The organism is Streptomyces sp. YIM S03343, from assembly GCF_054729195.1.
The window spans coordinates 996,442-1,018,546 of record NZ_JBPUKX010000002.1 but is presented as its reverse complement, the minus strand read 5'-3'; the positions used below and the strand labels follow the sequence as shown (position 1 = coordinate 1,018,546).

The 22,105-nt window shown below is 72.5% G+C and carries 20 protein-coding genes; 14 read left to right on the top strand and 6 right to left on the bottom strand.

Translation table 11 applies throughout. The annotated features are described in order from the left end of the window. Positions 1 to 39: 39 nt before the first annotated feature. Positions 40 to 1,002 (top strand): electron transfer flavoprotein subunit alpha/FixB family protein, encoded by a 963-nt coding sequence (locus ACSYGN_RS40330; protein WP_460405678.1) that lies wholly within the window; start codon positions 40 to 42, stop codon positions 1,000 to 1,002. 273 nt (positions 1,003 to 1,275) lie between these two features. After that, on the top strand, positions 1,276 to 2,574 hold the full coding sequence (locus ACSYGN_RS40325) for a DUF6986 family protein (protein ID WP_460405676.1): 1,299 nt from the start codon (positions 1,276 to 1,278) through the stop codon (positions 2,572 to 2,574). A gap of 150 nt (positions 2,575 to 2,724) precedes the next feature. On the opposite strand, the gene ACSYGN_RS40320 is transcribed toward ACSYGN_RS40325, so the two are convergent. Further along, positions 2,725 to 3,786, bottom strand: coding sequence for a LacI family DNA-binding transcriptional regulator (locus ACSYGN_RS40320; RefSeq protein ID WP_460405674.1), 1,062 nt, complete (start codon positions 3,784 to 3,786; stop codon positions 2,725 to 2,727). A 201-nt stretch (positions 3,787 to 3,987) separates the two neighbouring features. Here ACSYGN_RS40320 and ACSYGN_RS40315 point away from each other — a divergent pair, with 201 nt between their 5' ends. The 3 genes from ACSYGN_RS40315 (at position 3,988) to ACSYGN_RS40305 (ending at position 6,740) form a co-directional block, all read left to right on the top strand. Next, a complete protein-coding gene (locus ACSYGN_RS40315) occupies positions 3,988 to 4,941 on the top strand; it encodes an ROK family protein (protein ID WP_460405672.1) in 954 nt (317 codons plus the stop codon). 367 nt (positions 4,942 to 5,308) lie between these two features. Beyond that, complete coding sequence (locus ACSYGN_RS40310; RefSeq protein ID WP_460405670.1) at positions 5,309 to 5,506, top strand: hypothetical protein; 198 nt, start codon at positions 5,309 to 5,311, stop codon at positions 5,504 to 5,506. 193 nt (positions 5,507 to 5,699) lie between these two features. Continuing rightward, a complete protein-coding gene (locus ACSYGN_RS40305) occupies positions 5,700 to 6,740 on the top strand; it encodes an NUDIX hydrolase (protein ID WP_460405668.1) in 1,041 nt (346 codons plus the stop codon). Between the two features lie 225 nt (positions 6,741 to 6,965). Here the strand turns inward: ACSYGN_RS40305 and ACSYGN_RS40300 are convergent, their stop codons facing one another. Beyond that, a complete protein-coding gene (locus ACSYGN_RS40300) occupies positions 6,966 to 8,321 on the bottom strand; it encodes a M20/M25/M40 family metallo-hydrolase (protein WP_460405666.1) in 1,356 nt (451 codons plus the stop codon). Positions 8,322 to 8,708: 387 nt separating this feature from the next. Between ACSYGN_RS40300 and ACSYGN_RS40295 the strand changes: the two genes are divergently transcribed. Further along, positions 8,709 to 10,019, top strand: a complete 1,311-nt coding sequence (locus ACSYGN_RS40295; protein ID WP_460405663.1) for a geranylgeranyl reductase family protein — start codon at positions 8,709 to 8,711, stop codon at positions 10,017 to 10,019. A gap of 93 nt (positions 10,020 to 10,112) precedes the next feature. Here the strand turns inward: ACSYGN_RS40295 and ACSYGN_RS40290 are convergent, their stop codons facing one another. After that, positions 10,113 to 10,604 carry a nitroreductase family deazaflavin-dependent oxidoreductase gene (locus ACSYGN_RS40290; RefSeq protein WP_460405661.1) on the bottom strand — a complete coding sequence of 164 codons (492 nt, stop codon included), beginning with the start codon at positions 10,602 to 10,604 and terminating at the stop codon, positions 10,113 to 10,115. A 285-nt stretch (positions 10,605 to 10,889) separates the two neighbouring features. Between ACSYGN_RS40290 and ACSYGN_RS40285 the strand changes: the two genes are divergently transcribed. Together ACSYGN_RS40285 and ACSYGN_RS40280 are read left to right on the top strand one after the other, a co-directional pair. Next, entirely contained in the window at positions 10,890 to 12,269 is a 1,380-nt protein-coding gene (locus ACSYGN_RS40285) for a sensor histidine kinase (protein ID WP_460405659.1), read from the top strand. Next, entirely contained in the window at positions 12,266 to 12,931 is a 666-nt protein-coding gene (locus ACSYGN_RS40280) for a response regulator transcription factor (RefSeq protein ID WP_460405657.1), read from the top strand. The genes ACSYGN_RS40285 and ACSYGN_RS40280 overlap by 4 nt, the downstream gene beginning before the upstream one ends. A gap of 108 nt (positions 12,932 to 13,039) precedes the next feature. Here the strand turns inward: ACSYGN_RS40280 and ACSYGN_RS40275 are convergent, their stop codons facing one another. Further along, the gene (locus tag ACSYGN_RS40275) at positions 13,040 to 13,792 is read right to left on the bottom strand and encodes a maleylpyruvate isomerase family mycothiol-dependent enzyme (RefSeq protein WP_460405655.1); all 753 of its coding nucleotides are present in this window, start codon (positions 13,790 to 13,792) and stop codon (positions 13,040 to 13,042) included. 93 nt (positions 13,793 to 13,885) lie between these two features. On the opposite strand from ACSYGN_RS40275, the gene ACSYGN_RS40270 reads away from it, so the two are divergent. Continuing rightward, a complete protein-coding gene (locus ACSYGN_RS40270) occupies positions 13,886 to 14,359 on the top strand; it encodes an RpiB/LacA/LacB family sugar-phosphate isomerase (RefSeq protein ID WP_460405653.1) in 474 nt (157 codons plus the stop codon). Next, positions 14,359 to 15,090 carry an SDR family oxidoreductase gene (locus ACSYGN_RS40265; RefSeq protein ID WP_460405651.1) on the top strand — a complete coding sequence of 244 codons (732 nt, stop codon included), beginning with the start codon at positions 14,359 to 14,361 and terminating at the stop codon, positions 15,088 to 15,090. Before ACSYGN_RS40270 ends, ACSYGN_RS40265 begins: the two co-directional genes overlap by 1 nt. 66 nt (positions 15,091 to 15,156) lie before the next feature. Here ACSYGN_RS40265 and ACSYGN_RS40260 read toward each other — a convergent pair whose 3' ends face one another. Then, positions 15,157 to 16,371 (bottom strand): MFS transporter, encoded by a 1,215-nt coding sequence (locus ACSYGN_RS40260; RefSeq protein ID WP_460405649.1) that lies wholly within the window; start codon positions 16,369 to 16,371, stop codon positions 15,157 to 15,159. A gap of 271 nt (positions 16,372 to 16,642) precedes the next feature. Here ACSYGN_RS40260 and ACSYGN_RS40255 point away from each other — a divergent pair, with 271 nt between their 5' ends. The 3 genes from ACSYGN_RS40255 (at position 16,643) to ACSYGN_RS40245 (ending at position 20,228) form a co-directional block, all read left to right on the top strand. Further along, on the top strand, positions 16,643 to 17,806 hold the full coding sequence (locus ACSYGN_RS40255) for a S1 family peptidase (RefSeq protein WP_460405647.1): 1,164 nt from the start codon (positions 16,643 to 16,645) through the stop codon (positions 17,804 to 17,806). A gap of 265 nt (positions 17,807 to 18,071) precedes the next feature. Further along, a complete protein-coding gene (locus tag ACSYGN_RS40250) occupies positions 18,072 to 19,529 on the top strand; it encodes an alpha-amylase (RefSeq protein ID WP_460405645.1) in 1,458 nt (485 codons plus the stop codon). 300 nt (positions 19,530 to 19,829) lie between these two features. Continuing rightward, complete coding sequence (locus ACSYGN_RS40245) at positions 19,830 to 20,228, top strand: luciferase domain-containing protein (protein WP_460405643.1); 399 nt, start codon at positions 19,830 to 19,832, stop codon at positions 20,226 to 20,228. Between the two features lie 45 nt (positions 20,229 to 20,273). On the opposite strand, the gene ACSYGN_RS40240 is transcribed toward ACSYGN_RS40245, so the two are convergent. Continuing rightward, positions 20,274 to 21,053, bottom strand: coding sequence for a DeoR/GlpR family DNA-binding transcription regulator (locus ACSYGN_RS40240; protein ID WP_460405641.1), 780 nt, complete (start codon positions 21,051 to 21,053; stop codon positions 20,274 to 20,276). Positions 21,054 to 21,157: 104 nt separating this feature from the next. Between ACSYGN_RS40240 and ACSYGN_RS40235 the strand changes: the two genes are divergently transcribed. Beyond that, positions 21,158 to 22,039 carry an SIS domain-containing protein gene (locus ACSYGN_RS40235; protein ID WP_460405639.1) on the top strand — a complete coding sequence of 294 codons (882 nt, stop codon included), beginning with the start codon at positions 21,158 to 21,160 and terminating at the stop codon, positions 22,037 to 22,039. Positions 22,040 to 22,105: the final 66 nt, after the last annotated feature.

Genomic DNA, 22,105 nt, shown 5'->3' with positions numbered 1-22,105 from the left:
CCGACCGCCCCTCAACTTCGTCTCGCAGGAGAACAACCCATGGCTGAAGTCCTCGTCTACGTCGACCACGTGGACGGTGCCGTCCGCAAGCCCACCCTCGAACTGCTGACCCTGGCCCGCCGTATCGGCGAGCCCGTCGCCGTCGCGCTCGGCGCCGGCGCCGCCGACACCGCCGCCACGCTCGCCGAGCACGGCGCGGTGAAGGTCCTCACCCACGACGTCGCCGAGTACGCCGACTACCTCGTCGTGCCCAAGGTCGACGCCCTCCAGGCCGCCGTCGCCGCCGTCTCCCCGGCCGCCGTCCTGGTGCCGTCCTCCGCCGAGGGCAAGGAGATCGCCGCCCGCCTCGCGCTGCGCATCGGCTCCGGCATCATCACCGACGCGGTCGACCTGGAGGCCGGTGACGACGGCCCGGTGGCCACCCAGTCGGCGTTCGCCGCGTCCTTCACCACCAGGTCCCGTGTAGGCAAGGGCACTCCGGTCATCACGGTCAAGCCCAACAGCGCCGCCGTGGAGGCCGCCCCGGCCGCCGGTGCCGTCGAGGCGCTGGAGGTGTCCTTCTCGGACGGGGCGACCGGCACCAAGGTCACCGGCCGCACCGCCCGCGAGGCGACCGGGCGTCCGGAGCTGACCGAGGCCGCGATCGTGGTCTCCGGCGGCCGCGGAGTCAACGGCGCCGAGAACTTCGCGGTCATCGAGGCCCTCGCCGACTCCCTCGGCGCGGCCGTCGGCGCCTCGCGCGCTGCGGTGGACGCCGGCTGGTACCCGCACTCCAACCAGGTCGGCCAGACCGGCAAGTCCGTCTCCCCGCAGCTCTACATCGCCAACGGCATCTCCGGCGCCATCCAGCACCGGGCCGGCATGCAGACCTCGAAGACGATCGTCGCCGTCAACAAGGACCCCGAGGCCCCGATCTTCGACCTCGTCGACTACGGCGTCGTCGGCGACCTCTTCGACGTCGTCCCGCAGCTCACCGAGGAGATCAAGGCCCGCAAGGGCTGAGTCCGCTGGGGCTGAGACCGTAAGGGCTGAGTCCCTAAGGGCTGAACCCTCCCTGCACGCACGAGGCCCCCGCGACACGCACGAGGCCCCTGCGACCGCTCCGGTCACGGGGGCCTTCGTGCATGCGGAGGATGCGGGCGGGCGGCGTGGCGGGCGCGGTGTTGACCGCCGGGAGGGGCACGGTTAGCTTCGCCGTACGGATCACGGATTCCGTGATGCGGAAGTCGGTGGGGCGCTGCCGAGAGCCGCGGAGAACGAGGGGACGGGACACGGATGGGGAAGCGGGAAGAGGTGGCGACCAGCATCGCCGATGCTGTCAGGGCCGAGATCGATGCCTCCCTCGCGCCCGTCGACGCCGAACTCGCCCGCCGCTACCCCGGAGACCCCGGCACCCGCCAGCCCGTCCACACCGTCTACGTGCCCGGCGACGCCTTCACCGCCGAAACCGTCCGCTCCTGGGGCGACCAGGCCCTCGCCGCACTCGACGAACACGCCCCGGACGCCGCCTCCTTCGCCGCCGTCCTCGGCCTGCCCGACGACCTCGCCGAGGAGATCCACACCCGCGTCCGCGCCAAACTCCGCCGCGAACCGGTGGAGGACCTGCGCGTCGACTTCGAGGACGGCTACGGCACGCGCCCCGACGCCGAGGAGGACGAGACGGCCGCCCGCGCCGCCCGGCTGATCGCGCGGGCGTACGCCGACGGCACCGCTCCGCCGTACATGGGCATCCGTATGAAAAGCATGGAGGCCGCCGTCCGCGACCGGGGCATCCGTACCCTCGACATCTTCCTCACGGGCCTCATGGCCACCGGCGGACTGCCCGGCGGGCTGGTCCTGACCCTGCCCAAGGTGACCTCTCCGCAGCAGATCACCGCCATGGTCCGGCTGCTCACCGCCTTCGAGCGGACGCACCGGCTCCCGCCCGGCCGGATCGGCTTCGAGATCCAGATCGAGACCAGCCAGGCCGTCCTCGCCGCCGACGGCACCGCCACCGTCGCCCGCCTCATCCGGGCCGCCGAGGGCCGCGCCACCGGCCTGCACTACGGCACCTACGACTACAGCGCCGCCCTCGGAGTCTCCGCCGCCCACCAGGCGAGCGACCACCCCGTCGCCGACCACGCCAAGGCGGTCATGCAGGTCGCGGCGGCCGGCACCGGTGTCCGTGTCTCGGACGGTTCCACCAATGTGCTGCCCGTCGGCCAGACCGCACAGGTCCACGCCGCCTGGCGGCTGCACCACCGCCTCGCCCGCCGCGCCCTGGCCCGCGCGTATTACCAGGGCTGGGACATGCACCCCGGCCACCTCCCCACCCGCTACGCCGCCGTGTTCGCCTTCCACCGCGAGGGCTACCGCCAGTCCGCCGCCCGCCTCTCCCACTACGCCCACCGCACCACCGGCGCCATCCTCGACGAGCCGGCCACGGCCAGGGCCCTCGCCGGCCAGCTTCTGCGCGGGCTGGACTGCGGCGCCCTCGACGACGCGGAGGTCACCGGGGCGAGCGGCCTGACCAGGGCCGAGCTGGAGAGCTTCGCCGCGCGGGGCGGGGGCGACCGGGGCGCGCCGGGCGCTTGACGTCAGGGGCGGGGGGCTTCCGGGAGCGTGAGCGAATGAGCGCGGGCGGGTGCGGGCGGGTCCGAACGAACAGTCCACCGGGACGGGTCCGAACGAAAAGTCCGTCGGGACGGGTCCGAACGGTCAGTCCGCCGGGACGGGTCCGAACGGTCAGTCCGCCGGGGGGAGTTCACCCGAGCCGCGGGTGATCAGACGGGTCGGCAGTTCGATGCGCTCCGGGGCGAGGAGGGTGCCGTCCAGCTGACGGAAGAGGCGCTCTGCCGCGGTGCGGCCGAGGGCGGCGGAGTCCTGGGCGACGACCGTGATGCCCGGATCGAGCAGATCGGCGAGCTCGAAGTCGTCGAAGCCGACCAGGGCCACCGGGCGGGGGTGCTCGGCGAGGACACGGATGACGGTGACCGCCACCCGGTTGTTGCCCGCGAAGATCGCGGTGACGGGAGAGGGGCCGGAGAGCATCTCCGCGGCCGCCCGTCGCACCCGCCCGGGGTCGGTGATACCCGGGGACATCCACGCGGGCTCGACGGATATGCCCGCGTCCTCCATGGCGGCCCGGTAGCCCCTGAGCCGCTCGGCGGCCGTGTGGATCCGGGGCATGTCGCCGATGAAGCCGATCCTGCGGTGGCCGTGCGCGATCAGATGGGCCACCCCGTCCCGGGCACCGCCGAAGCTGTCCGACAGGACCACATCGGCGTCGATCCGCCCGGCCGGACGGTCCACGAACACCGTCGCCACGCCCGCCTTGATCTCGGGCTCCAGATACCGGTGGTCATCGCCCGCCGGGATCACCACAAGCCCGTCCACGCGCCGGGCGCACAACGCCAGCGCCAGTTCCTGCTCGCGCTCCGGGTCCTCTGCGCTCGACCCGTTGAACAGCAGGGTGCCGTGGGCCCGCGCCACCTCCTCGACCGCGCGGCTCAGCGGGCCGTAGAACGGGTCGGCGAGATCCTCCAGGACCAGGCCGATGCTGGCGGTGCGGCCCTTGCGCAGCACCCGGGCGCTGTCGTTGCGCCGGAAGCCGAGCGCCTCGATGGCCTCCTGGACACGCCGCTCGGTGTCGGGAGTGACCCCGGGCTCGCCATTGACGACGCGGGAGACGGTCTTCAGGCCCACGCCGGCCCGGGCGGCGACGTCCTTCATCGTCGGGCGATTGCCGTAACGCGATCCGTTGCGGTGGGCTGCGGGTCGGGCGGTGCGTCGGATGGCCTCGGGCACGATGCGCTGTCCTGTCCTTTGTGGTCCACGGGGTGGTGCGGCGGCCCATGGGTTTGTATGAGGATGTGGCGTCGAGCATACGGCCTGGACAACGTTGTCAGAGGCGAGAGAGACTGTCCATCGCAAACTCCGGACCGCGTCCCCCAGCACGGGCCGGGCCACCCCCATATCCCATGGTTGAACGGGGAGACCTGACTTTCTATGACTACCAACCTCGTGGCCGCGCTCGACATCGGCGGCACCAAGATCGCCGGTGCGCTGGTCGACGGCGACGGCCGCATCCTGGTGCGTGCCCAGCGGGCGACCCCCGCGCAGGAGAACGGTGAGACCATCATGGGCGCCGTCGCCGATGTGATCGGTGAGCTCACCGTGTCGCCGCTGTGGGGGCGCGCGACCTCGATAGGCATCGGCAGTGCGGGCCCCGTGAACCGCTCCGTGGGCACGGTCAGCCCGGTGAACGTGCCGGGCTGGCGCGGCTTCCCGCTGGTCGAGCGGGTCCGGGCCGTTGCCGGGGGACTGCCGGTCGAGCTGATCGGCGACGGCGTCGCGATCACCGCCGCCGAGCACTGGCAGGGTGCCGCCCGGGGCCACGAGAACGCGCTGTGCATGGTCGTCTCCACCGGCGTGGGCGGCGGCCTCGTCCTCAACGGACAGCTCCATCCCGGCCCCACGGGCAACGCCGGTCACATCGGCCACATCAGTGTCGATCTCGACGGCGACCCGTGCCCGTGCGGTGCGCGCGGCTGCGTGGAGCGGATCGCCAGCGGTCCCAACATCGCGCGCCGCGCCGTGGAGAACGGCTGGCTGCCCGGCCCCGACGGCGACACCTCGGCGGCAGCCGTGGCCGCCGCGGCGCGTGACGGCGACCCGATCGCCGTGGCCTCCTTCGAGCGCGCCGCGCAGGCCCTCGCCGCCGGTATCGCGGCCACCGCGACCCTGGTCGAGATCGACATCGCCGTCATCGGCGGCGGCGTCGGCAAGGCGGGCGAGGTGCTGTTCGCCCCGCTGCGGCGTGCACTCGGCGATTACGCCACGTTGTCCTTTGCGGAGCATGTGAAGGTCGTACCGGCGCAGATGGGGACAGACGCGGGGCTGGTCGGGGCGGCGGCCGCGGCGTTGGCGCGCCGCTCGGTTGCGGGTGTTGCGGGGGTCTGACCTCGGCGCCCTTGGCGCGGTCGGTGGTGGGTGTTCGGTCGCCGTTGGTGGGTGCGGGTGGGTTGTTGGCTGGTCGCGCAGTTCCCCGCGCCCCTGGTGGGGGTAGCGGTCGTGGGTTGGCTGCGGGGCGTCGTGCCCGCGCCCGGTGGTGGGTGCTTGGTCGCCGTTGGTGGGTGCGGGTGGGTTGTTGGCTGGTCGCACAGTTCCCCGCGCCCCTGGTGGGGGTGGCCGTCGTGGGCTGGCTGGGGGTCGTCGCGCCCCTGGTGGGGGTGGCGGTCGTGGGTTGGCTGCGGGGTGTCGCGCTCATGTGGGGGTGGGGGTCTGGGAGGGGCGTGACCCCTGGACGCTTCCGGCAGTTGAGGCGGGTATGAAGAAGCGCAGCATGCTTGCCATCGCCTCCCTCGCCACCGGGTTCGTCGTCGCGGCGATCAGCCCATCGCACTCCGACCACCACGCCGTGCTCGGTGATGTCGACGTCAAGGACACCGTCGGGGCCCCGGACCAGCCCTTCGTCCAGGAGGCCCCCGCCGTGGTCGATGACGGCTCGGCCGGACGGACCGCCTGACGGGGGGAGCCCCCGGCAGGACGTCCGGCGGCGCCGAGCCGCGGAAGAACGCCTGACGGTGATGGACGTACGGCGCCGGTGCCCCTGGGACGACACGGGGACACCGGCGCCTTGGCCACCCCTCAACTGGGCCTGGTTTTCGTGGCAGGGTGGAGCGGGCAAGCCACAGGGGTCCAATACACGAGGGGGAACCGTGATCGTCTGGATCAACGGTGCGTTCGGCGCGGGGAAGTCCACCACCGCACGGGAACTGATCGACCTGATCCCGAACAGCGCGCTCTTCGACCCCGAGGTGATCGGTGGAGCACTGACACACCTGCTGCCGGCCAAACGCCTCGCGGAGGCCGGCGACTACCGGGACCTCCCGATCTGGCGGCGGCTCGTCATCGACACCGCGGCCGCGATGCTCACCGAACTCGGCGGGACCCTCGTGGTTCCCATGACCCTGCTCCGCCAGGACTACCGCGACGAAATCTTCGGCGGTCTCGCAGCCCGCAGGATTCCGGTCCGGCACATCCTGCTGGCCCCGGCCGAAACGATCCTGCGTGAGCGAATATCCAACCGCGCGATACCCCCGGACCTCCCCGACGGCGAGATACGCGTGCGTCAGTGGTCCTACGACCAGATCGAGCCGTACCGCCACGCTCTCGCCGCCTGGCTCACCGCCGACTCCCATCCCGTCGACACCGGTGCCCTCACCCCGTACGAGACCGCCGTACGCATCGCCGAGGCCGTCCGCGACGGCGAGGTCCCCCCGTGCGACATCGTGCAGACCCCGGAACCCAGCGCCGAGACCCTCGCCGCCGGGGTGCTGCTCTTCGACGAGCAGGACCGTGTGCTGCTCGTCGACCCCACCTACAAGGCGGGCTGGGAGTTCCCCGGCGGCGTCGTCGAGCCCGGCGAGGCGCCCGCGCGCGCGGGCATGCGCGAGGTCGCCGAGGAGACCGGGATACGGCTCGACGAGGTGCCCAGGCTGCTGGTCGTGGACTGGGAACGGCCCGCGCCCCCCGGCTACGGCGGCCTGCGCCTGCTGTTCGACGGCGGCCGCCTCGGCACCGCCGACGCCGGACGGCTGACGCTGCCGGGTCCGGAACTGCGTGCCTGGCGCTTCGTCAGCGAGGCCGAGGCCGCCGAACTGCTGCCCCCGGTCCGCTACGAGCGGCTGCGCTGGGCGCTGCGCGCCCGGGAGCGCGGGAAGGCGCTGTACCTGGAGGCCGGGGTTCCGGTCGGCTGACGGCGGGAGCGCGGTGGCGGGGTCTCCGGGCCGCCCCGGGTGAGGGCGGGCGGAGGCCCCGGTTGCCGGTGCCGGGAAGTCGAGGGTGTGGTCACCCGGCACCGGGCCGTTGTCCTGCCGTAGCCGTAGCCGTAGCCGTAGCCGTAGCCGTAGCCGTAGCCGTAGCCGTAGCCGTAGCCGTAGCCGTAGCCGTAGCTGCGGCCGCAACGGCAGCCGCAGCCGTGATCAGCCGGCCGCGTAGTTGCTCAGGAACAGCGCCTCCGCCACCGACAGACGCTCCAGCTCGTCCGGGGACACGCTCTCGTTGACGGCGTGGATCTTCGCCTCCGGCTCGCTCAGGCCGATGAGCAGGATCTCCGCCTCCGGGTAGAGGGTGGCCAGCGTGTTGCAGAGCGGGATGGAACCGCCCTCACCGGCGTACTGCATCTCCTGGCCGGGGTACGCGACCGCCATCGCGTCGGCCATCGCCTGGTACGCCGGGCTGGTGGTGTCCGCGCGGAACGCCTGGCCCTGCCCGATCTGCTCGGTGGTGACCTGAGCGCCCCACGGGGTGTGCGCCACCAGATGGGCCTCCAGCAGCTTGCTGGCCTCGCCCGCGTCGACGCCCGGCGGCACCCGCAGGCTGACCAGGGCGCGGGCGCTCGCCTGCACCGACGGCGTGGCACCGACGACCGGCGGGCAGTCGATGCCGAGGACCGTCACCGCGGGCCGCGCCCAGACACGGTCGGCGACTGTGCCGGAGCCGATCAGCTCCACGCCGTCGAGCACCTTGGCGTCCGCACGGAACTGCTCGTCGGCGTAGGCCAGTCCGTCCCACGCGGTGTCGCCGGGCAGCCCGTCGACGGCCGTGGAGCCGTCCTCGGTGCGCAGCGAGTCCAGCACGCGGATCAGCGCGGCCAGCGCGTCGGGCGCGGCACCGCCGAACTGGCCCGAGTGCAGATTGCCCTCGAGGGTGTCGATCCGCACCCGCACCAGGGTCATGCCGCGCAGCGTCGAGGTGACCGTCGGCAGGCCGCAACTGAAGTTGCCGGTGTCGCCGATGACGATCGTGTCGGCGGTGAGCAGTTCGGGGTGTGCCTCGGCGTACTGCTCGAGACCGCCGGTGCCCTGCTCCTCCGAGCCCTCCGCGATCACCTTGACGTTCACCGGGACGCCGCCGTTGGCCTTCAGGGCACGCAGTGCGAGCAGGTGCATGATCACACCGCCTTTGCAGTCGGCGGTGCCGCGGCCGTACCAGCGTCCGTCCCGCTCGGTCAGCTCGAAGGGCGGGGTCGTCCAGCCGGCCTCGTCCAGCGGAGGCTGCACGTCGTAGTGGGCGTAGAGCAGGACGGTCCTGGCGCCCTCGGGGCCGGGCAGAAAGCCGTAGACCGACTGTGTGCCGTCGGGGGTGTCGAGCAGGGCCACGTCCTGGAAACCCTCGGCGCGCAGCGCGTCGGCGACCCAGTTCGCGGCGCCCTCGCTCTCGCTCCGGGGGAACTGGTCGAAGTCTGCCACCGACTTGAAGGCCACCAGTTCGGTGAGCTCCGCCTTCGCCCGGGGCATCAGTGAGGCGACGGTCTGTGCGACCGGATGCGGCGACATGGGCACGCTCCTTGTGGGTGCGACGTTGTACCGGTGTACCGGAGGAGCACGCCGGGCCCCCTCGGGCGGAGAGCGCCGTCGTACGTACGGCGACGTGTCGCGCGGTGCGGTGTCGCACTGCGTTGTACGTCCCCGTACGTCGTCCTGCGTCCTCGTGCGTCCTCGTGCGTCCTCGTACGGCGAGGGCTTCGCGTGCTTCCGGATACTTCCGTACTACGTGTGGTGTTCGTGGTGTCCGTGTGAGTCTGCGAGCACATGTGCGTAGCTGTCGTACGTGTGCGCGGGGCTCATACGGTGCCGATCCTGCCACAGCGGCTTGATCGCCAGCCGCCGTAGGATGCGGGAGACAGGAGCGGCAGGCACCTTGATCGGGAGCAGCGGACCTTGGTGAGCAGCGAGAACTCTTCGGCGGACGACGTGCGGCGGGTGTGGGACGTCGTCGTGGTGGGCGCGGGACCGGCGGGGGCATCGGCCGCCTACGCGGCGGCGGTCGCGGGGCGCAGCGTGCTCCTGCTGGAGAAGGCGGAACTGCCCCGCTACAAGACATGCGGCGGCGGCATCATCGGACCGTCGAGGGACTCCCTGCCACCCGGCTTCGAACTGCCGCTGCGGGACCGGGTGCACGCGGTCACCTTCTCCCACAACGGCCGTTTCACCCGTACGCGCCGCTCCAAGCAGATGCTGTTCGGCCTGATCAACCGGCCCGAGTTCGACCAGCAACTGGTGGAGCACGCGCAGAAGGCGGGCGCGGAGCTGCGGACCGGTGCGGCCGTGCAGCGGGTCGAGCAGCACGGCTCGGCGGTGCCCGACCGGCGCACGGTGGCCGTGGTGCTCCAGGGCGGGGAGACGATTCTTGCCCACGCGGTCGTGGGCGCCGACGGCAGTGCCAGCCGCATAGGGGCGCATGTCGGGGTGAAGCTCGACCAGGTCGACCTCGGCCTGGAGGTGGAGATCCCGGTTCCGGAGCCCGTCGCTGAGGACTGGAAGGGACGTGTGCTCATCGACTGGGGGCCGATGCCGGGCAGCTACGGCTGGGTGTTCCCCAAGGGCGGCACCCTGACGGTCGGTGTCATCTCGGCCCGTGGCGAGGGCGCGGCGACCAAGCATTATCTGGAGGATTTCGTCGCCCGGCTGGGCCTCGCCGGGTTCGAGCCGAGCATCTCCTCCGGTCATCTGACGCGCTGTCGCGCCGACGACTCGCCGCTGTCGAGGGGGCGGGTGCTGGTGTGCGGGGACGCGGCCGGGCTGCTCGAACCGTGGACCCGGGAGGGCATCTCGTTCGCGCTGCGGTCGGGGCGGCTCGCGGGGGAGTGGGCCGTGCGGATCTCCGAGGCCCACGACGCGGTGGACACCCGGCGGCAGGCGCTGAACTACGCCTTCGCCGTCAAGGCGGGCCTGGGTGTCGAGATGAGCGTCGGCAAGCGGATGCTGGCGGTGTTCGAACGCCGCCCGGGGCTCTTCCACGCCGCCCTGACCGGTTTCCGTCCGGCCTGGCGGGCGTTCAAGGAGATCACCCAGGGCGTGACGACCCTGGGTGAACTCGTCCGCACCCATCCGCTGGCCCAGCGTGCCCTGACCCGGCTGGACCGCCGTGCGGAGCCGGGCGTGACGTCCGACGCGCGTGCCGGGGGTGCGGCGGGCGCCGGTGACGGGGGAGAGACGGCGGAGGGCGCGGTGGCCGGCGCGGGCGACTCGTGAGAGTGGGCTCGTCGCTCGTGACGGGCCGTGCGTGACGGTGGGTCTGTGAGGTCGGTCCGTGAGCGTCCGTTCTTGATCGTCAGTCCGTGAAACTCAGTTCGTGCCCGTGATGCGGAAGACCGGGTGGTCGGGGGCGATACGGCGCAGCTCGGCGTCGGACGAGTCCGGGCCGACGCCGTCGAAGAACGCGCCGACCTCGGCCTTCCAGCGCTTGAGGTAGGCGCGCAGGATCGGTGTCTTGTCGTCGTCAGCGACCTCGGTGGCCGTGAACGCGTCCACCCGCTTGCCGAGGCGCAGTTCCCCGCCGCCCGCCGCGCGCATGTTGCGGGTCCACTGGACGTGGCCGCGCGGCGCGACGAGGTATTGGCGGCCGCCCACGTTCAGGAGGTTGACAGGTGTCGTCCGCCATTCGCCGCTCTTGCGCCCGCGGACCGCCAGGACACGGGAGCCCCACACGCTGACGCCGCGGCGGGTGAGCCAGGCGACGGCGCGATTGACGACGTTGACGGTGAACCAGCCGGGCTTCTGGATGTGCTGGGGGCGGGGGCCGGGAGTGGGGATCGGGGCGGATGCGGGTGTGGGCATGGCTGGGCCTCCGGAGGTGGTCCAGGGGTGGAATGTGCCTGGGGTCACTCTTGGGTGAGCAGTGCTCTCGTTCAAGAGCAGTTTGCACCGGGATGTGTCGGTATCGCGCGCGACGCGAGGCGGTCCTGGTCCACCCGGAGCGGGGCTGGTCGGCGCGGGGCGGGGAGAGACCGTACGGCGGGGACCTGCCCAGGGCCGTCAGGCGGCCGTACTTCTCGGGGAGTACGGATGATCACCCCGCTCGGCGGACGCCACCCGTGGCGGCCCGCGTCTAGCGTGGCCGTCATGGAGGAGCAGCACATGGCCGGGGACGGCGGCCCGCCATGGCGGAGGCGGCACGGCGGCCCGCCCTGGCGGTGGCGGTACGGCGGCCCGCCGTGGCGGGACCGCGCCGAGTACACGGGCGCGGAAACGGGCGTGGAGACGGGTGCGGAGACGGACACAGCCGCCGCGCGGTGGCCGTGGCGTTCCACCGTGCTGATCACCGCGTTCGTGCTGATCGGTTCGAACTTCGCGGCGCACGCCCAGCAGGGCCAGCGGGCCCCGCTCGACGTCTCCGCACGGCTGCTGATCCTCGCGGCCTCGGGGCTGCTGCTGTGGCGGCACCGCCACCCGGTGGCCGTGGTGTTCGGGTCGGCGGGGGTGGCTGCGGTCTATGTGGGCGCCGGGTACCCGTACGGGCCGGTGTTCCTCGCGGTCGCCGTGGCCTGTTTCGCCGCCGTGGCCGCCGGGCACCGCCGGGCCGCCTGGGCGGCGGTCGGCATGCTGTGGGCGGTGTATCTGCTGGTCTCGCAGTGGCTGTACCGCTGGCTGCCGCCGAGCGGGGACGGACGGGTGCCGCTCGCTCAGGAGATCGTCGTCGCCACCTGGGTGGTGGCGGCCGTGACGTTCGCCGAGCTGATCAGGTTCCGGCGCGAGCAGTGGGCGCGGGAGCGTGCCGAACGGGCCCGGGCCGCACGTCGCCGGGCCGACGAGGAGCGGCTGCGGATCGCCCGCGAGCTGCATGACGTCCTGGCGCACAGCATTTCGGTGATCAATGTGCAGGCGGGTGTCGGACTCGCCCTCCTCGACTCCGACCCGGAGCAGGCGCGTACGGCGCTCACCACCATCAAGGCCGCCAGCAAGGAGGCGCTAGGAGAGGTGCGGCAGGTGCTGAACACCCTGCGTACGCCGGGGGACGTGCCGCGCACTCCGGCGCCCGGGCTGGACCGGCTGCCCGAGCTGGTCGAGCAGGCGGCTAGCGCCGGACTCACGGTCGAGGTGGAGGGCGAGCCACCGCCTCTGCCACCGGGCACGGACCTCGCGGCCTTCCGGATCGTCCAGGAGGCGCTCACCAACGTCGTACGGCACTCGGGCTCGCGGCACGCTCGGGTGCGGATCGGCCACGACGACGGGGCGGTGCTGCTGCGCCTGAGAATCGACGACGACGGCCCCGCGACCGGCGCCGACGCGGGTGGCAGCGGCAACGGCCTGGCCGGGATGCGCGAGCGGGCGGCCGCCCTCGGTGGCACGATCGAGGCGGGACCGCGTGCGGACGGCGGCTGGCGGGTGCTGGCCGTGCTGCCGGTGCGGCCCCGGAACGGCACTCGGCACTCCGCGCGCGCCGACGGCGCGCGAGAGGGCGGGGACGAGGGCGAGGTCAGGGGTAAGGAGGGCGGCCGGTGATCCGTGTACTGCTCGCCGACGACCAGTCGCTGGTCCGGGCAGGCTTCCGGGCGCTGCTGGACGCGCAGCTGGACATCGAGGTCGTGGGAGAGGCCGCCGACGGTGAGGAGGCTTTGCGCAGGGTTCGCGAACTGGGCCCCGACGTCGTCCTGATGGACATCCGGATGCCTGTGGTGGACGGTCTGGCCGCGACCCGGCACATAGACGAGGACGCCGAGCTCCAGGACGTGAAGGTGATCATCCTCACCACGTTCGAGCTCGACGAGTACGTCTTCGAGGCGATCCGCTCCGGTGCCTCCGGATTTCTGGTGAAGGACACCGAGCCTGACGAACTCCTGCGCGCGGTGCGGGCGGTGGTCGAGGGCGATGCGCTGCTGTCGCCGGGGGTGACCCGGCGGCTGATCGCCGAGTTCGCGGCCCGTTCCAAGGAACCGGCGGCCGTGGGCGCCCTCGCCAGGCTGACCGAGCGGGAACGGGAGGTGATGGCGCTCGTCGGCATCGGTCTGTCCAACGAGGAGATCGCCCGCCGTCTGGTGGTCAGCCCGCTCACCGCGAAGACCCATGTGAGCCGCACGATGGTCAAGCTCGGCGCCCGCGACCGCGCCCAACTCGTCGTGCTGGCCTATGAGTCGGGGCTGGTACGACCAGGCTGGCTGGGCTGAGCGGGCCAGCTGGACCGAGCTGGCGGCGGGGCCATCGGCACTGACAGAACGTCAGCTCGGCCGCCCCGCGCCCGACTTGGTCTCGGCTGCTCGGAAGGCTGGCGCCCGTCAGCCGATCGCCGACTTCTCCCGCCACAGTTCGGCCAGGGAGGGGTCACCGGACACCTTGGGCAGCGGCAGCCGGTTCCACAGCGCCAGATACAACTCGTCGGCGGGGCCGCTGATCTCCGTGTAGGCCTCCTCCACCTCGCCCCGCTCGGTGACCGGCGGCTCCGTGGACAGCCGTACGGTCCACACCGCGGCGCCTCCCGCCTCGTCGTCCGCATCGGTGGCCCGTATCCGCAGTACCCGGGGGCGGTCGCTGCGGACCCGGCTCCTGGTGCGGGTGTGGAAGCCGCACAGGAGCTCGTCGATGCCGTCGAGGGCGAACCCGACCGGGATGACGCTCCGTTCACCTCCGCGTGCGGCCTCCGCGTCGACACGGTGCACGGCCGTCTCGTGCGCCTGCCGCCGTGCCCAGAACGCCAGCGGCGAGGGTGCGGGCATGAACTGCCAGCAGGCCACGTCCGGGGCGGCGGAGGAGAGGGTGTCGACGAGACGCCGGTGGCCTTCCTGGAACCAGGACGCCAGTGCGGCCCTGTCGAGGCCGGGGGGCGCCTCCTCTTCCGGCCGGTACGAGGTGAGGCCCTCGGCGACGAACGCCGCGGCCCAGCGGTGCACCGACCCGATGTGCCGCAGCAGATCGCGCACCTGCCAGCCGGGGCAGGGCGGCACCCGGGCGTCCATGCCCGCTTCCTCGGCGGCAGCGGCCAGGGACCGGCCCTCCTGGTCCAGGATCCGTACGAACTCGGCAGTCTTCATGCGAGGAGTCTGCCGGACGGAGCGCGTCGCAGGGCCGGCAAGCGCGGATCACGCGCCCCTCACCGGGACGCCGGAACGGCTATCGTCGGGCGCATGCGGATCTCTGTCTCCTCGGACATGGACGAGCCTGTTGCCCGCGCGCTCGTCGCCCGGCTGCGCGAACGCGGTCACGAGGTGGTGACGCACGGGGCGCTGCGCCCCGGGGACGACCCCCAGTGGGCGGTGTGCTCCGAGGCGGCGGCCCGTGATGTCGCCGAGGGACGGTCGGACCAGGCCGTGGTGTGCTGCTGGACCGGCACCGGCGCCTCGATCGCCGCCAACAAGGTACCCGGTGTCCGGGCGGCCCTGTGCACGGACGCCTACACCGCCGCCGGCGCCCGCCGCTGGAACGACGCCAATGTCCTCGCCCTCGGTCTGCGGCTGACGTCCGTGCCGCTGCTGACGGAGATCCTCGACGCCTGGTTCACCGCCGAGGCCGGTCAGGACGCCGAGGACCGCGAAAATGTGGCACACGTGAACCGGCTGGACCGGCTGGACACGGGCCGGACGGTCTCACAGGGCACGTGATGGCTGACGGAACCGGTCGCGTTGCGGTGGTCACCGGCGCCAACCGCGGCATCGGCCTGGAGGTCGTGCGCCAGCTGGCCGAGCGCGGGTTCACGGTCGTGCTCACCGCACGGAACGTCCGGGGCGGCCGTGCGGCGGCGGAGCGTCTGGTGGCGAGCGGGCTCGACGTCGTCCCGGCGGAACTGGACGTGGACGACGACGAGTCGGTGGCCGCCTTCGCCCGCCGCCTGGCGACGGCGACGGCGACGGCGACGGAGTCTCAGCCGGGCAGGTGCGACGTCCTCGTCAACAACGCCGCGATCCACTACGACACCTGGCAGCGCCCGGCGAGCGCGGACCTGGCCGTCGTGCACGAGGCCCTTGAGACGAATCTCTTCGGCGCCTGGCGCACCACGCAAGCGCTGCTGCCCCTGCTGAGACGCGCCGCGCACCCGCGCGTCGTCAACGTCTCCAGCGGCGCCGGGGCGCTCACCGGCATGGGCGCCGGCACACCGGCGTACGCCGTGTCGAAGGCCGCCCTCAACGCGCTGACGCTGATGCTGGCGGCCGATCTGCGCGGTCACGGGATCCTCGTCAACTCCGTGTGCCCCGGCTGGGTCGCCACCGACATGGGCGGCCCGGGCGGCCGCCCGGTGGCGGACGGCGCGCGAGGCGTCGTATGGGCGGCGACGCTGCCCGACGACGGCCCCAGCGGCGGCTTCTTCCGGGACGGCGCCCCCATCCCCTGGTAGCGCCGGTCCCGCCGCGGTGCCACGGCGCGACGGGACGCGCCAGACTCTGCCGGACCGTGCCGACCGTCACCCGGCGGCGGCGTTCCGGGCCCGGAAGCCGATCACCGCGGCCACGGCGGCGAGCACGGCGACGCTGGTCAGCGCGGTCGGCAGGGAAAACCACTCGGCCATGAAGCCGATCGCGGGCGGCCCGAGGAGCATGCCGCCGTACCCGAGGGTGGACGCGACGGCGACGCCGCTCGGCCCGGCCAGGGCACCGGCACGTTCAACGGCGACGGGGAAGATGTTGGCGAGCCCGAGCCCGGTGACCGCGAAGCCGATCAGCACGGCCCACCCGGACGGGGCGAGCGCGCCGAGCAGCATGCCGGCGGCAGCCGTGGCGCCGCCAGCCACCACGGTGCGGGACCGGCCGAGCCGTTCGAGGAGCGTGGTGCCGCTGAGCCGTCCGACGGTCATGGCGAGCGCGAAACAGGAGTAGCCCGCCGCCGCAAGCCCGGGGGAGGTGTGCAGGTCCTGGGTGAGGTGCAGGGCGCCCCAGTCGGCCAGGGCGCCCTCGCCGTAGGCGGTGCAGAGCGCGATCAGACCGAACACGATCACGAGCCCGCGGTTGTCGGCGTTGAGTGTGCGCGAAGCCGTGGTGGTGTCCGGCGCCGCCGCCGTCGCCGGGGCCGGGGCGGGGGAGTCGTACCGCAGGAGGAAGCGCCCGGCGACGGCGGTGACGACCAGCCCGATGACGGTCAGCCCGGTCAGATGCCAGGTGGGTGACAGCGACCCCGCCACCAGCCCGCCGGCCCCGGCGCCCACCATGCCGCCGAGGCTGAACGCCGCGTGGAAACTGGGCATGACCGGCCGCCCCATCGCGGCCACGAGATCGACGGCGGCACTGTTGAAGGCGACGTTCAGCGAGCCGTAGGCGGCGCCGAAGAGCACCAGCACGGCGCCGAGGGTGAGTGCCGAATGGGTGAGTGGGGGCAGGGCGACGGTGACGGAGAGCAGCGCCGCGCACCAGACGGTCACGACGTGGCTGCCGAAGCGGCGGCAGAGCCGCCCGGTGAGCGTCATGGTGACGACGGCCCCCGCGGAGACACCGAGCAGCGCGAGCCCGAGCGACCCGGGGGAGGCATGGGTCTGGTGCTTGATCGCGGGGATGCGCACGACCCATCCGGCGAACACGAAACCGTCGAGGGCGAAGAAGACGGTGAGGGCGATACGGAGCGGGGTGAGGCGGCGGTCCTTGCCCGGCGAGGCGCTGCGCGATCGGGCTTTGTTTATTTGCGGCACAAAGTCAGGCTAAGCGGGCGCCGGAGCAGCGGCAAGCGAGGTCGCGGAGGTCTTGTCTCCGGTGTCCGGCGGGACTCGTCCCGGAATGACGGACTCGGCACCCCGCCCCGGCGAACTGCTCGCGGAATCCGTGTCGTTGGCATGGACCTGACTCGGAGGTGACCGCTAGGCTCTGGCCCGCTTCTGAAAGCGCTCTCAGACGGCCTGAAAGCGCTCTTGGACGCCGACTGTTCCACCCCCACCTTTGCTGGAACGACGAAGGGTAACTCCCTTGAGACGCAAGCGACTCATACATGCCGGCCTGGCCGCACTGCTCATGCTCGGCGGCTGGACCGCGGGCACCCTCCCCGCCGCGGCGAGCGGCAGCGCCGCCGGTGCCGGCACCGCGGAGCCCACCGCCTCCGCCGGTCTCGTGTCCGCCATGCAGCATGACTTCGGACTGACCAAGACCGCCGCCGAGGCCCGTCTGAAGGCCGAGCACAAGGCCACCGCGCTCGCGCCCAAGGCGCAGAAGGCGGCCGGAGCGGCGTACGGCGGCTCCTGGTTCGATGCGAAGACCGGACACCTGACCGTGGCAGTCACCCCGGACGCCTCCGCCGCCGTCCGTACGGCGGTCCGCGCCACTGGCGCCACACTGAGCACCGTCCCGCACAGCGCGCGGCAGCTCGACGCGGCCAAGGCGCGCATCGACCGGCTGTCCGCACCCAAGAGCGTACGCAGCTGGTACGTCGACCCGAAGGCGGGCACCGTCGTCGTCGACGTCGTCCGCGCTCAGCGATCCGACAACGATGTCCAGCAGTTCCTGAAGCAGGCCCGTGCGACAGGTCCCGTCACCGTGAAGTATGTGGCCGAGGCGTCGGGCACCCTCGCCGCGGGTACGGTCGGCGGCGACCCGTACTACACGGGCAACGTCCGCTGCTCCATCGGGTTCTCGGTGTACGGCGGCTTCGTCACCGCCGGGCACTGCGGCTCGCCCTACGCCGCCGTCTACGGCTGGGACGGCTCCTACGTCGGCAACTTCCAGGGCTCCTCGTTCCCCGACAACGACTACGCCTGGGTGAACGTCGGCAGCGGCTGGTGGACGGTACCCGTGGTGCTCGGCTGGGGCACGGTCTCCGACCAGTTGGTGCGCGGCTCGGCCGTGGCGCCGGTCGGCTCGTCCATCTGCCGCTCCGGTTCCACCACCCACTGGCACTGCGGCACGGTCCTCGCCCTCAACGAGACCGTCAACTACAGCCAGGGCGCGGTGCACGAGCTGACCAAGACCAACGTCTGCGCCGAACCCGGCGACTCCGGCGGCTCGTTCATCAGCGGCGATCAGGCCCAGGGCGTCACCTCCGGCGGCTGGGGCAACTGCACCAGCGGCGGCGAGACCTGGTTCCAGCCGATCAACGAGATCCTCAACCGCTACGGCCTGACCCTGCACACGTACTGACCGGGCAGCACGGGCCATGGGGCCCCGCCGTCACCGCCCCTGAGGCGGCGACTGCGGGGCCCTCGGCCGTCCCCGTTCTCCGTCGGCCATTCCGGTTCTGCCCCGGCCGGTCCGGTTCTGCCTCGGCCATTCCGGTTCTGCCCCGGCCGGTCCGGTTCTGCCCGGCCGTCCCGTCCTGCCCCGGTCGGCGGCCCAGTCGTTGCGGCCCCGCCGTCCCCGTCGCAGGCTGGAGGGAGGGCTGCCGAGCGGTGCGGAGGAGACGGGTGTGACGGTGATCCATGAAATCAACACGCTCGTCTGGGTTGGTGAGTTGAGCGCGCGACTCGGGCGGCGGGTCGGGCTCGCGGAGGTGCCCGAGGAGGCATGGGACGAGGTCGTCCTGCCCGGTGTCGACGCCGTCTGGCTCATGGGGGTCTGGCGGCGCAGCCCCGCCGGACTCGGCATCGCCCTGCGCGATGCGTCGCTGCGGGAGTCCTTCCGTGCCGCGCTGCCCGATGTGACCGACGGTGATGTCGTCGGATCGCCGTACTGTGTGCGCGAGTACGTCGTCGACGACCGCCTCGGCGGGCCCGCCGGGCTGGCTGCCGCGCGGGCCCGGCTCACCGCACGGGGAGCGAAGCTCGTGGTCGACCATGTCCCGAACCATGTGGCCCCCGATCACCCCTGGACCGGCGCGCATCCCGACCGCTTCCTCCGGGGCACCCCTGGTGAACTCGTCGGCGCGCCCGGCGACTTCCTCGCCGTGGGGGAGCGGGTGTTCGCGCGGGGACGGGACCCGTACTTCCCGCCCTGGCCCGATGTGGTCCAGCTCGACGCCTTCAGCCCGGAACTGCGTGACGCGACCGTCGACACGCTCGCCTCGATCGGCGACCAGGCCGACGGCGTGCGCTGCGACATGGCGATGCTGCTGATGAACGACGTGTTCGCGAAGACCTGGGGCGAGCGTGCCGGGCGGGCGCCCGCGGAGGACTTCTGGGCGTACGTCGTCCCGCGCGTCAGGGCCCGGCATCCCGGGATGCTGTTCGTCGCCGAGGCCTACTGGGACCTCGAACACGCCCTCCAGCAGCAGGGATTCGACCACTGCTACGACAAACGCCTCTACGACCGGCTCCGCGACGAAGACGCCGCCTCCGTCCGCGCCCACCTCCAGGCCGGGCCCGGCCACCAGCGCGGCCTCGTCCGGTTCCTGGAGAACCATGACGAACTCCGGGCCGCCGCAGCTTTTCCCGGCGACAAGGGGCGTGCCGCCGCCGTCGCCGTGGCCACCCTGCCCGGCGCCACCCTCTGGCACGAGGGGCAGTTCGACGGCCGCCGGGTGCGGCTGCCGGTGTTCCTCTCCCGGCGTCCGCCGGAGCCGGTCGACACCGGGCTGCGCGACTTCTACGGACGACTGCTCGCCGTGGCGGCCGGTGTGCGGACGGGCGAGTGGCACCTGCGGTCCGCCGAGCCGGTGTCCGGTGACGACAGCCATCGTGAGCTGCTCGCCTGGAGTTGGGAGCAGCGGCCCGGCCACCCGCGTCATCTCGTCGTCGTCAACTACTCGGAGCGGCCCGCCCAGGGGTTCGTTCCGCTTCCCTGGGGCGACCTGCGCGGCCGTACCCACCGGCTCACCGACCTTCTGACAGGGCGGACGTACGACCGTGACGGCGATCAACTTGCCGGGCCGGGGCTGCATGTGGTGCTCGCGCCCTGGGGGTGTCATGTCCTCGCACTGCCCGGGTGAGGGGGAGTGCCGTAGACAGGGGCAGGGGCAATCGGTGGATCGGTGGACCGTGTCTCCGCCGTCAACGCTGGTGCCGTCGTCGCCCCCTCGTTTTCGGACAACACGCCCTGCCCGCCCGTCTCATGGGCCTCGCGGTCAACTTCCTTGCGGTCAGGGCGAGATCAGGTGTGAGGGGCGTGTCTGCCATGGGCGTCCGACACTGGTGCGATTCATATGAAAGCGGACGGATCGGTGGCTACGAAGTGGTTAATGCTCGCTCACGTTCTGGTTGCCGGGCGGTGAGCGGTCCATGATGGTGGCATGACGTTGGCCCTGCACGCCTATGCGCGACTGTCGACCTGGCCCGACCTCAGACAGATCGAGCCGAGCTGCGGTCTGGGCCAGGCACTCGGTTCGGCACAGGGCGAGATCGCCCACTTCCACTCGGACCGCGACGTCGATCTCAACCTCACGGAGCGCGCGATCCGGCGCCTGGCGCGCGACCTGCGCGCCTCCGACGCAGTGCGGATCGTGCCGGGTTCGCAGTGGGTGACCATACGGCTGGATGCCGGCTCGGACGTCGACTTGGTGCTGACCCTGGTGAGCGTCGCGCTCCAGGCCCACCAGGACATGGTCCCCCGGCCTTCCGGCACCGCCCCCGTCGGCTGCAACGACCAGCGTGGAGCGGGCTTCGTGAAGGTCGACCTCGGCAGCGGCTGACGCGTCGTACGCCCTGAGCAGTGACCGTCGGCGGCGCTGCCTCCCTCACACCGTGAGCACCCGCAGCCCCGCCTCCTCGAACTCCCGTACCGCGTCCGGTGTCGCGGCCGTGTCTGTCACCAGGACGTCGACCGCGCCGGGCGCGCAGATCCTGGCGAACGCCCGCCGTCCGAGCTTGCTGGAGTCTGCGGCGACCACCACGCGCTGAGCCCGCTCGCACAGCATCCGGTTCACCGCGGCCTCCGCCTCGTCCTGCGCCGCCGCGCCGTGTTCGGCGTCGAAGGCCACCACACCGAGCACCGCCACATCGAGCGTGATCTGGCCGAGCACCCCGTCCGCGAGCGGGCCGATCAGCTCGTACGACTGCGGGCGCGCCACTCCTCCCGTCACCACGATCTTGAACTGCGGCCGCACGGCCAGCTCGCCTGCGATGTTGAGCGCGTTGGTGACGATCGTGAGCGCCGGTGACCCGGAGGCCAGATCGCCCCGCACGGCCAGAGCGCGGGCCACCTCGGTGGTGGTCGTGCCGCCGGTCAGGCCTACCGTCTCCCCGGGCGTGACCAGCGAGGCGACCGCCTGGGCGATGCGCTGCTTCTCGGGGGCGCGGCGGGCCGTCTTGTAGCGCAGCGGCAGCTCGTAGGAGACCCCGTGCACCACCGCGCCGCCCCGGGTGCGCACCAGCATCTGCTGCGCGGTGAGCTGGTCGAAGTCGCGGCGGATCGTCGCCGCCGAAACCTCCAGTTCGGCTGCCGCCTCCTCCACGTCCAGCCGGCCGCGGGCCACGAGCAGTTCCAGCAGCGTCTTCCAGCGGGCGTCCCGTGACATCCCGGCCTCCGTCCCTTTCGCGGTCGAGTCCTGTGATGGTGCTTGATTATGCTCGAAAGACGGCTCTATCTTGCAAGAAACGTCATCCTTCGGAGGGGTGGGGCATGACCCACGTCGAGGACGAACTGCGCGGCCAGCCCGAGTGCTGGAGCCGCGCGGCCGAGGAGGCACCGGGACACGCCGGGGTGCTGCCCGCGCGGGGGGAGCGGGTCGCGATCACCGGCTGCGGCACCTCGTACTTCATGGCGCAGTCCGCCGCAGCGCTGCGGGAGAGCGCGGGACAGGGCGAGACCGACGCCTTCCCCGCCTCCGAATTCCCTTACGGCCGCGGCTACGACCGTGTCGTCGCCCTCACCCGTTCGGGCACCACCACCGAAGTGGTCGACCTTCTCCGGCAGTTGCGCGGACGGACCCCTACGACGGCGATCACCGCGGACCCGTCGACCCCTGTGACCAAGGCCGCCGACGACGTCGTCGTGCTGGACTACGCGGACGAACGCTCCGTCGTACAGACCCGGTTCGCCACCACTGCGCTCACCCTGCTGCGCGCCCATCTCGGCCTGCACACCGAGGCCGTCGTCGCCGACGCCCGCACCGCGCTCGCCATGCCGCTGCCCGAAGAACTCGTCTCCAGCGGCCAGTTCACCTTCCTCGGCCACGGCTGGTCCGCCGGCCTCGCGAACGAGGCCGGGCTGAAGCTGCGCGAGGCGGCACTCGCCTGGGCCGAGGCGTACCCGGCGATGGAGTACCGCCACGGTCCGATCGCCGTCACCACCACCGGAACCGCCACCTGGATGCTGGGCGAGGCCCCCGACGGACTCGCCGAACAGGTGCGCGCCACCGGCGGGTTGTGGGTCGCGTCCGCACTCGACCCGCTGGCCGAACTGGTCCGTGCGCAGCGCCTCGCGGTGGCCGTCGCCGCCGCCCGCGGCCTCGACCCCGACCGGCCCCGCCACCTCACCCGCTCGGTGATCCTCACGCCCTGAACCGATAACCGACACCGCTTCTGCGGCGCCCCCCCGCGCCACCGCTCCCGCAAGGCCACCGCCCTC

What these genes read in the sequence shown, in the direction of transcription:
- ACSYGN_RS40290 (WP_460405661.1), bottom strand. Translation starts at nt 10,604, where the DNA reads ATGCCCACACCCGCATCCGCCCCGATCCCCACTCCCGGCCCCCGCCCC.
- ACSYGN_RS40240 (WP_460405641.1), bottom strand. Translation starts at nt 21,053, where the DNA reads ATGTCACGGGACGCCCGCTGGAAGACGCTGCTGGAACTGCTCGTGGCC.
- ACSYGN_RS40270 (WP_460405653.1), top strand. Translation starts at nt 13,886, where the DNA reads ATGCGGATCTCTGTCTCCTCGGACATGGACGAGCCTGTTGCCCGCGCG.
- ACSYGN_RS40300 (WP_460405666.1), bottom strand. Translation starts at nt 8,321, where the DNA reads ATGTCGCCGCATCCGGTCGCACAGACCGTCGCCTCACTGATGCCCCGG.
- ACSYGN_RS40245 (WP_460405643.1), top strand. Translation starts at nt 19,830, where the DNA reads ATGACGTTGGCCCTGCACGCCTATGCGCGACTGTCGACCTGGCCCGAC.
- ACSYGN_RS40275 (WP_460405655.1), bottom strand. Translation starts at nt 13,792, where the DNA reads ATGAAGACTGCCGAGTTCGTACGGATCCTGGACCAGGAGGGCCGGTCC.
- ACSYGN_RS40330 (WP_460405678.1), top strand. Translation starts at nt 40, where the DNA reads ATGGCTGAAGTCCTCGTCTACGTCGACCACGTGGACGGTGCCGTCCGC.
- ACSYGN_RS40325 (WP_460405676.1), top strand. Translation starts at nt 1,276, where the DNA reads ATGGGGAAGCGGGAAGAGGTGGCGACCAGCATCGCCGATGCTGTCAGG.
- ACSYGN_RS40285 (WP_460405659.1), top strand. Translation starts at nt 10,890, where the DNA reads ATGGAGGAGCAGCACATGGCCGGGGACGGCGGCCCGCCATGGCGGAGG.
- ACSYGN_RS40315 (WP_460405672.1), top strand. Translation starts at nt 3,988, where the DNA reads ATGACTACCAACCTCGTGGCCGCGCTCGACATCGGCGGCACCAAGATC.
- ACSYGN_RS40265 (WP_460405651.1), top strand. Translation starts at nt 14,359, where the DNA reads ATGGCTGACGGAACCGGTCGCGTTGCGGTGGTCACCGGCGCCAACCGC.
- ACSYGN_RS40235 (WP_460405639.1), top strand. Translation starts at nt 21,158, where the DNA reads ATGACCCACGTCGAGGACGAACTGCGCGGCCAGCCCGAGTGCTGGAGC.
- ACSYGN_RS40310 (WP_460405670.1), top strand. Translation starts at nt 5,309, where the DNA reads ATGAAGAAGCGCAGCATGCTTGCCATCGCCTCCCTCGCCACCGGGTTC.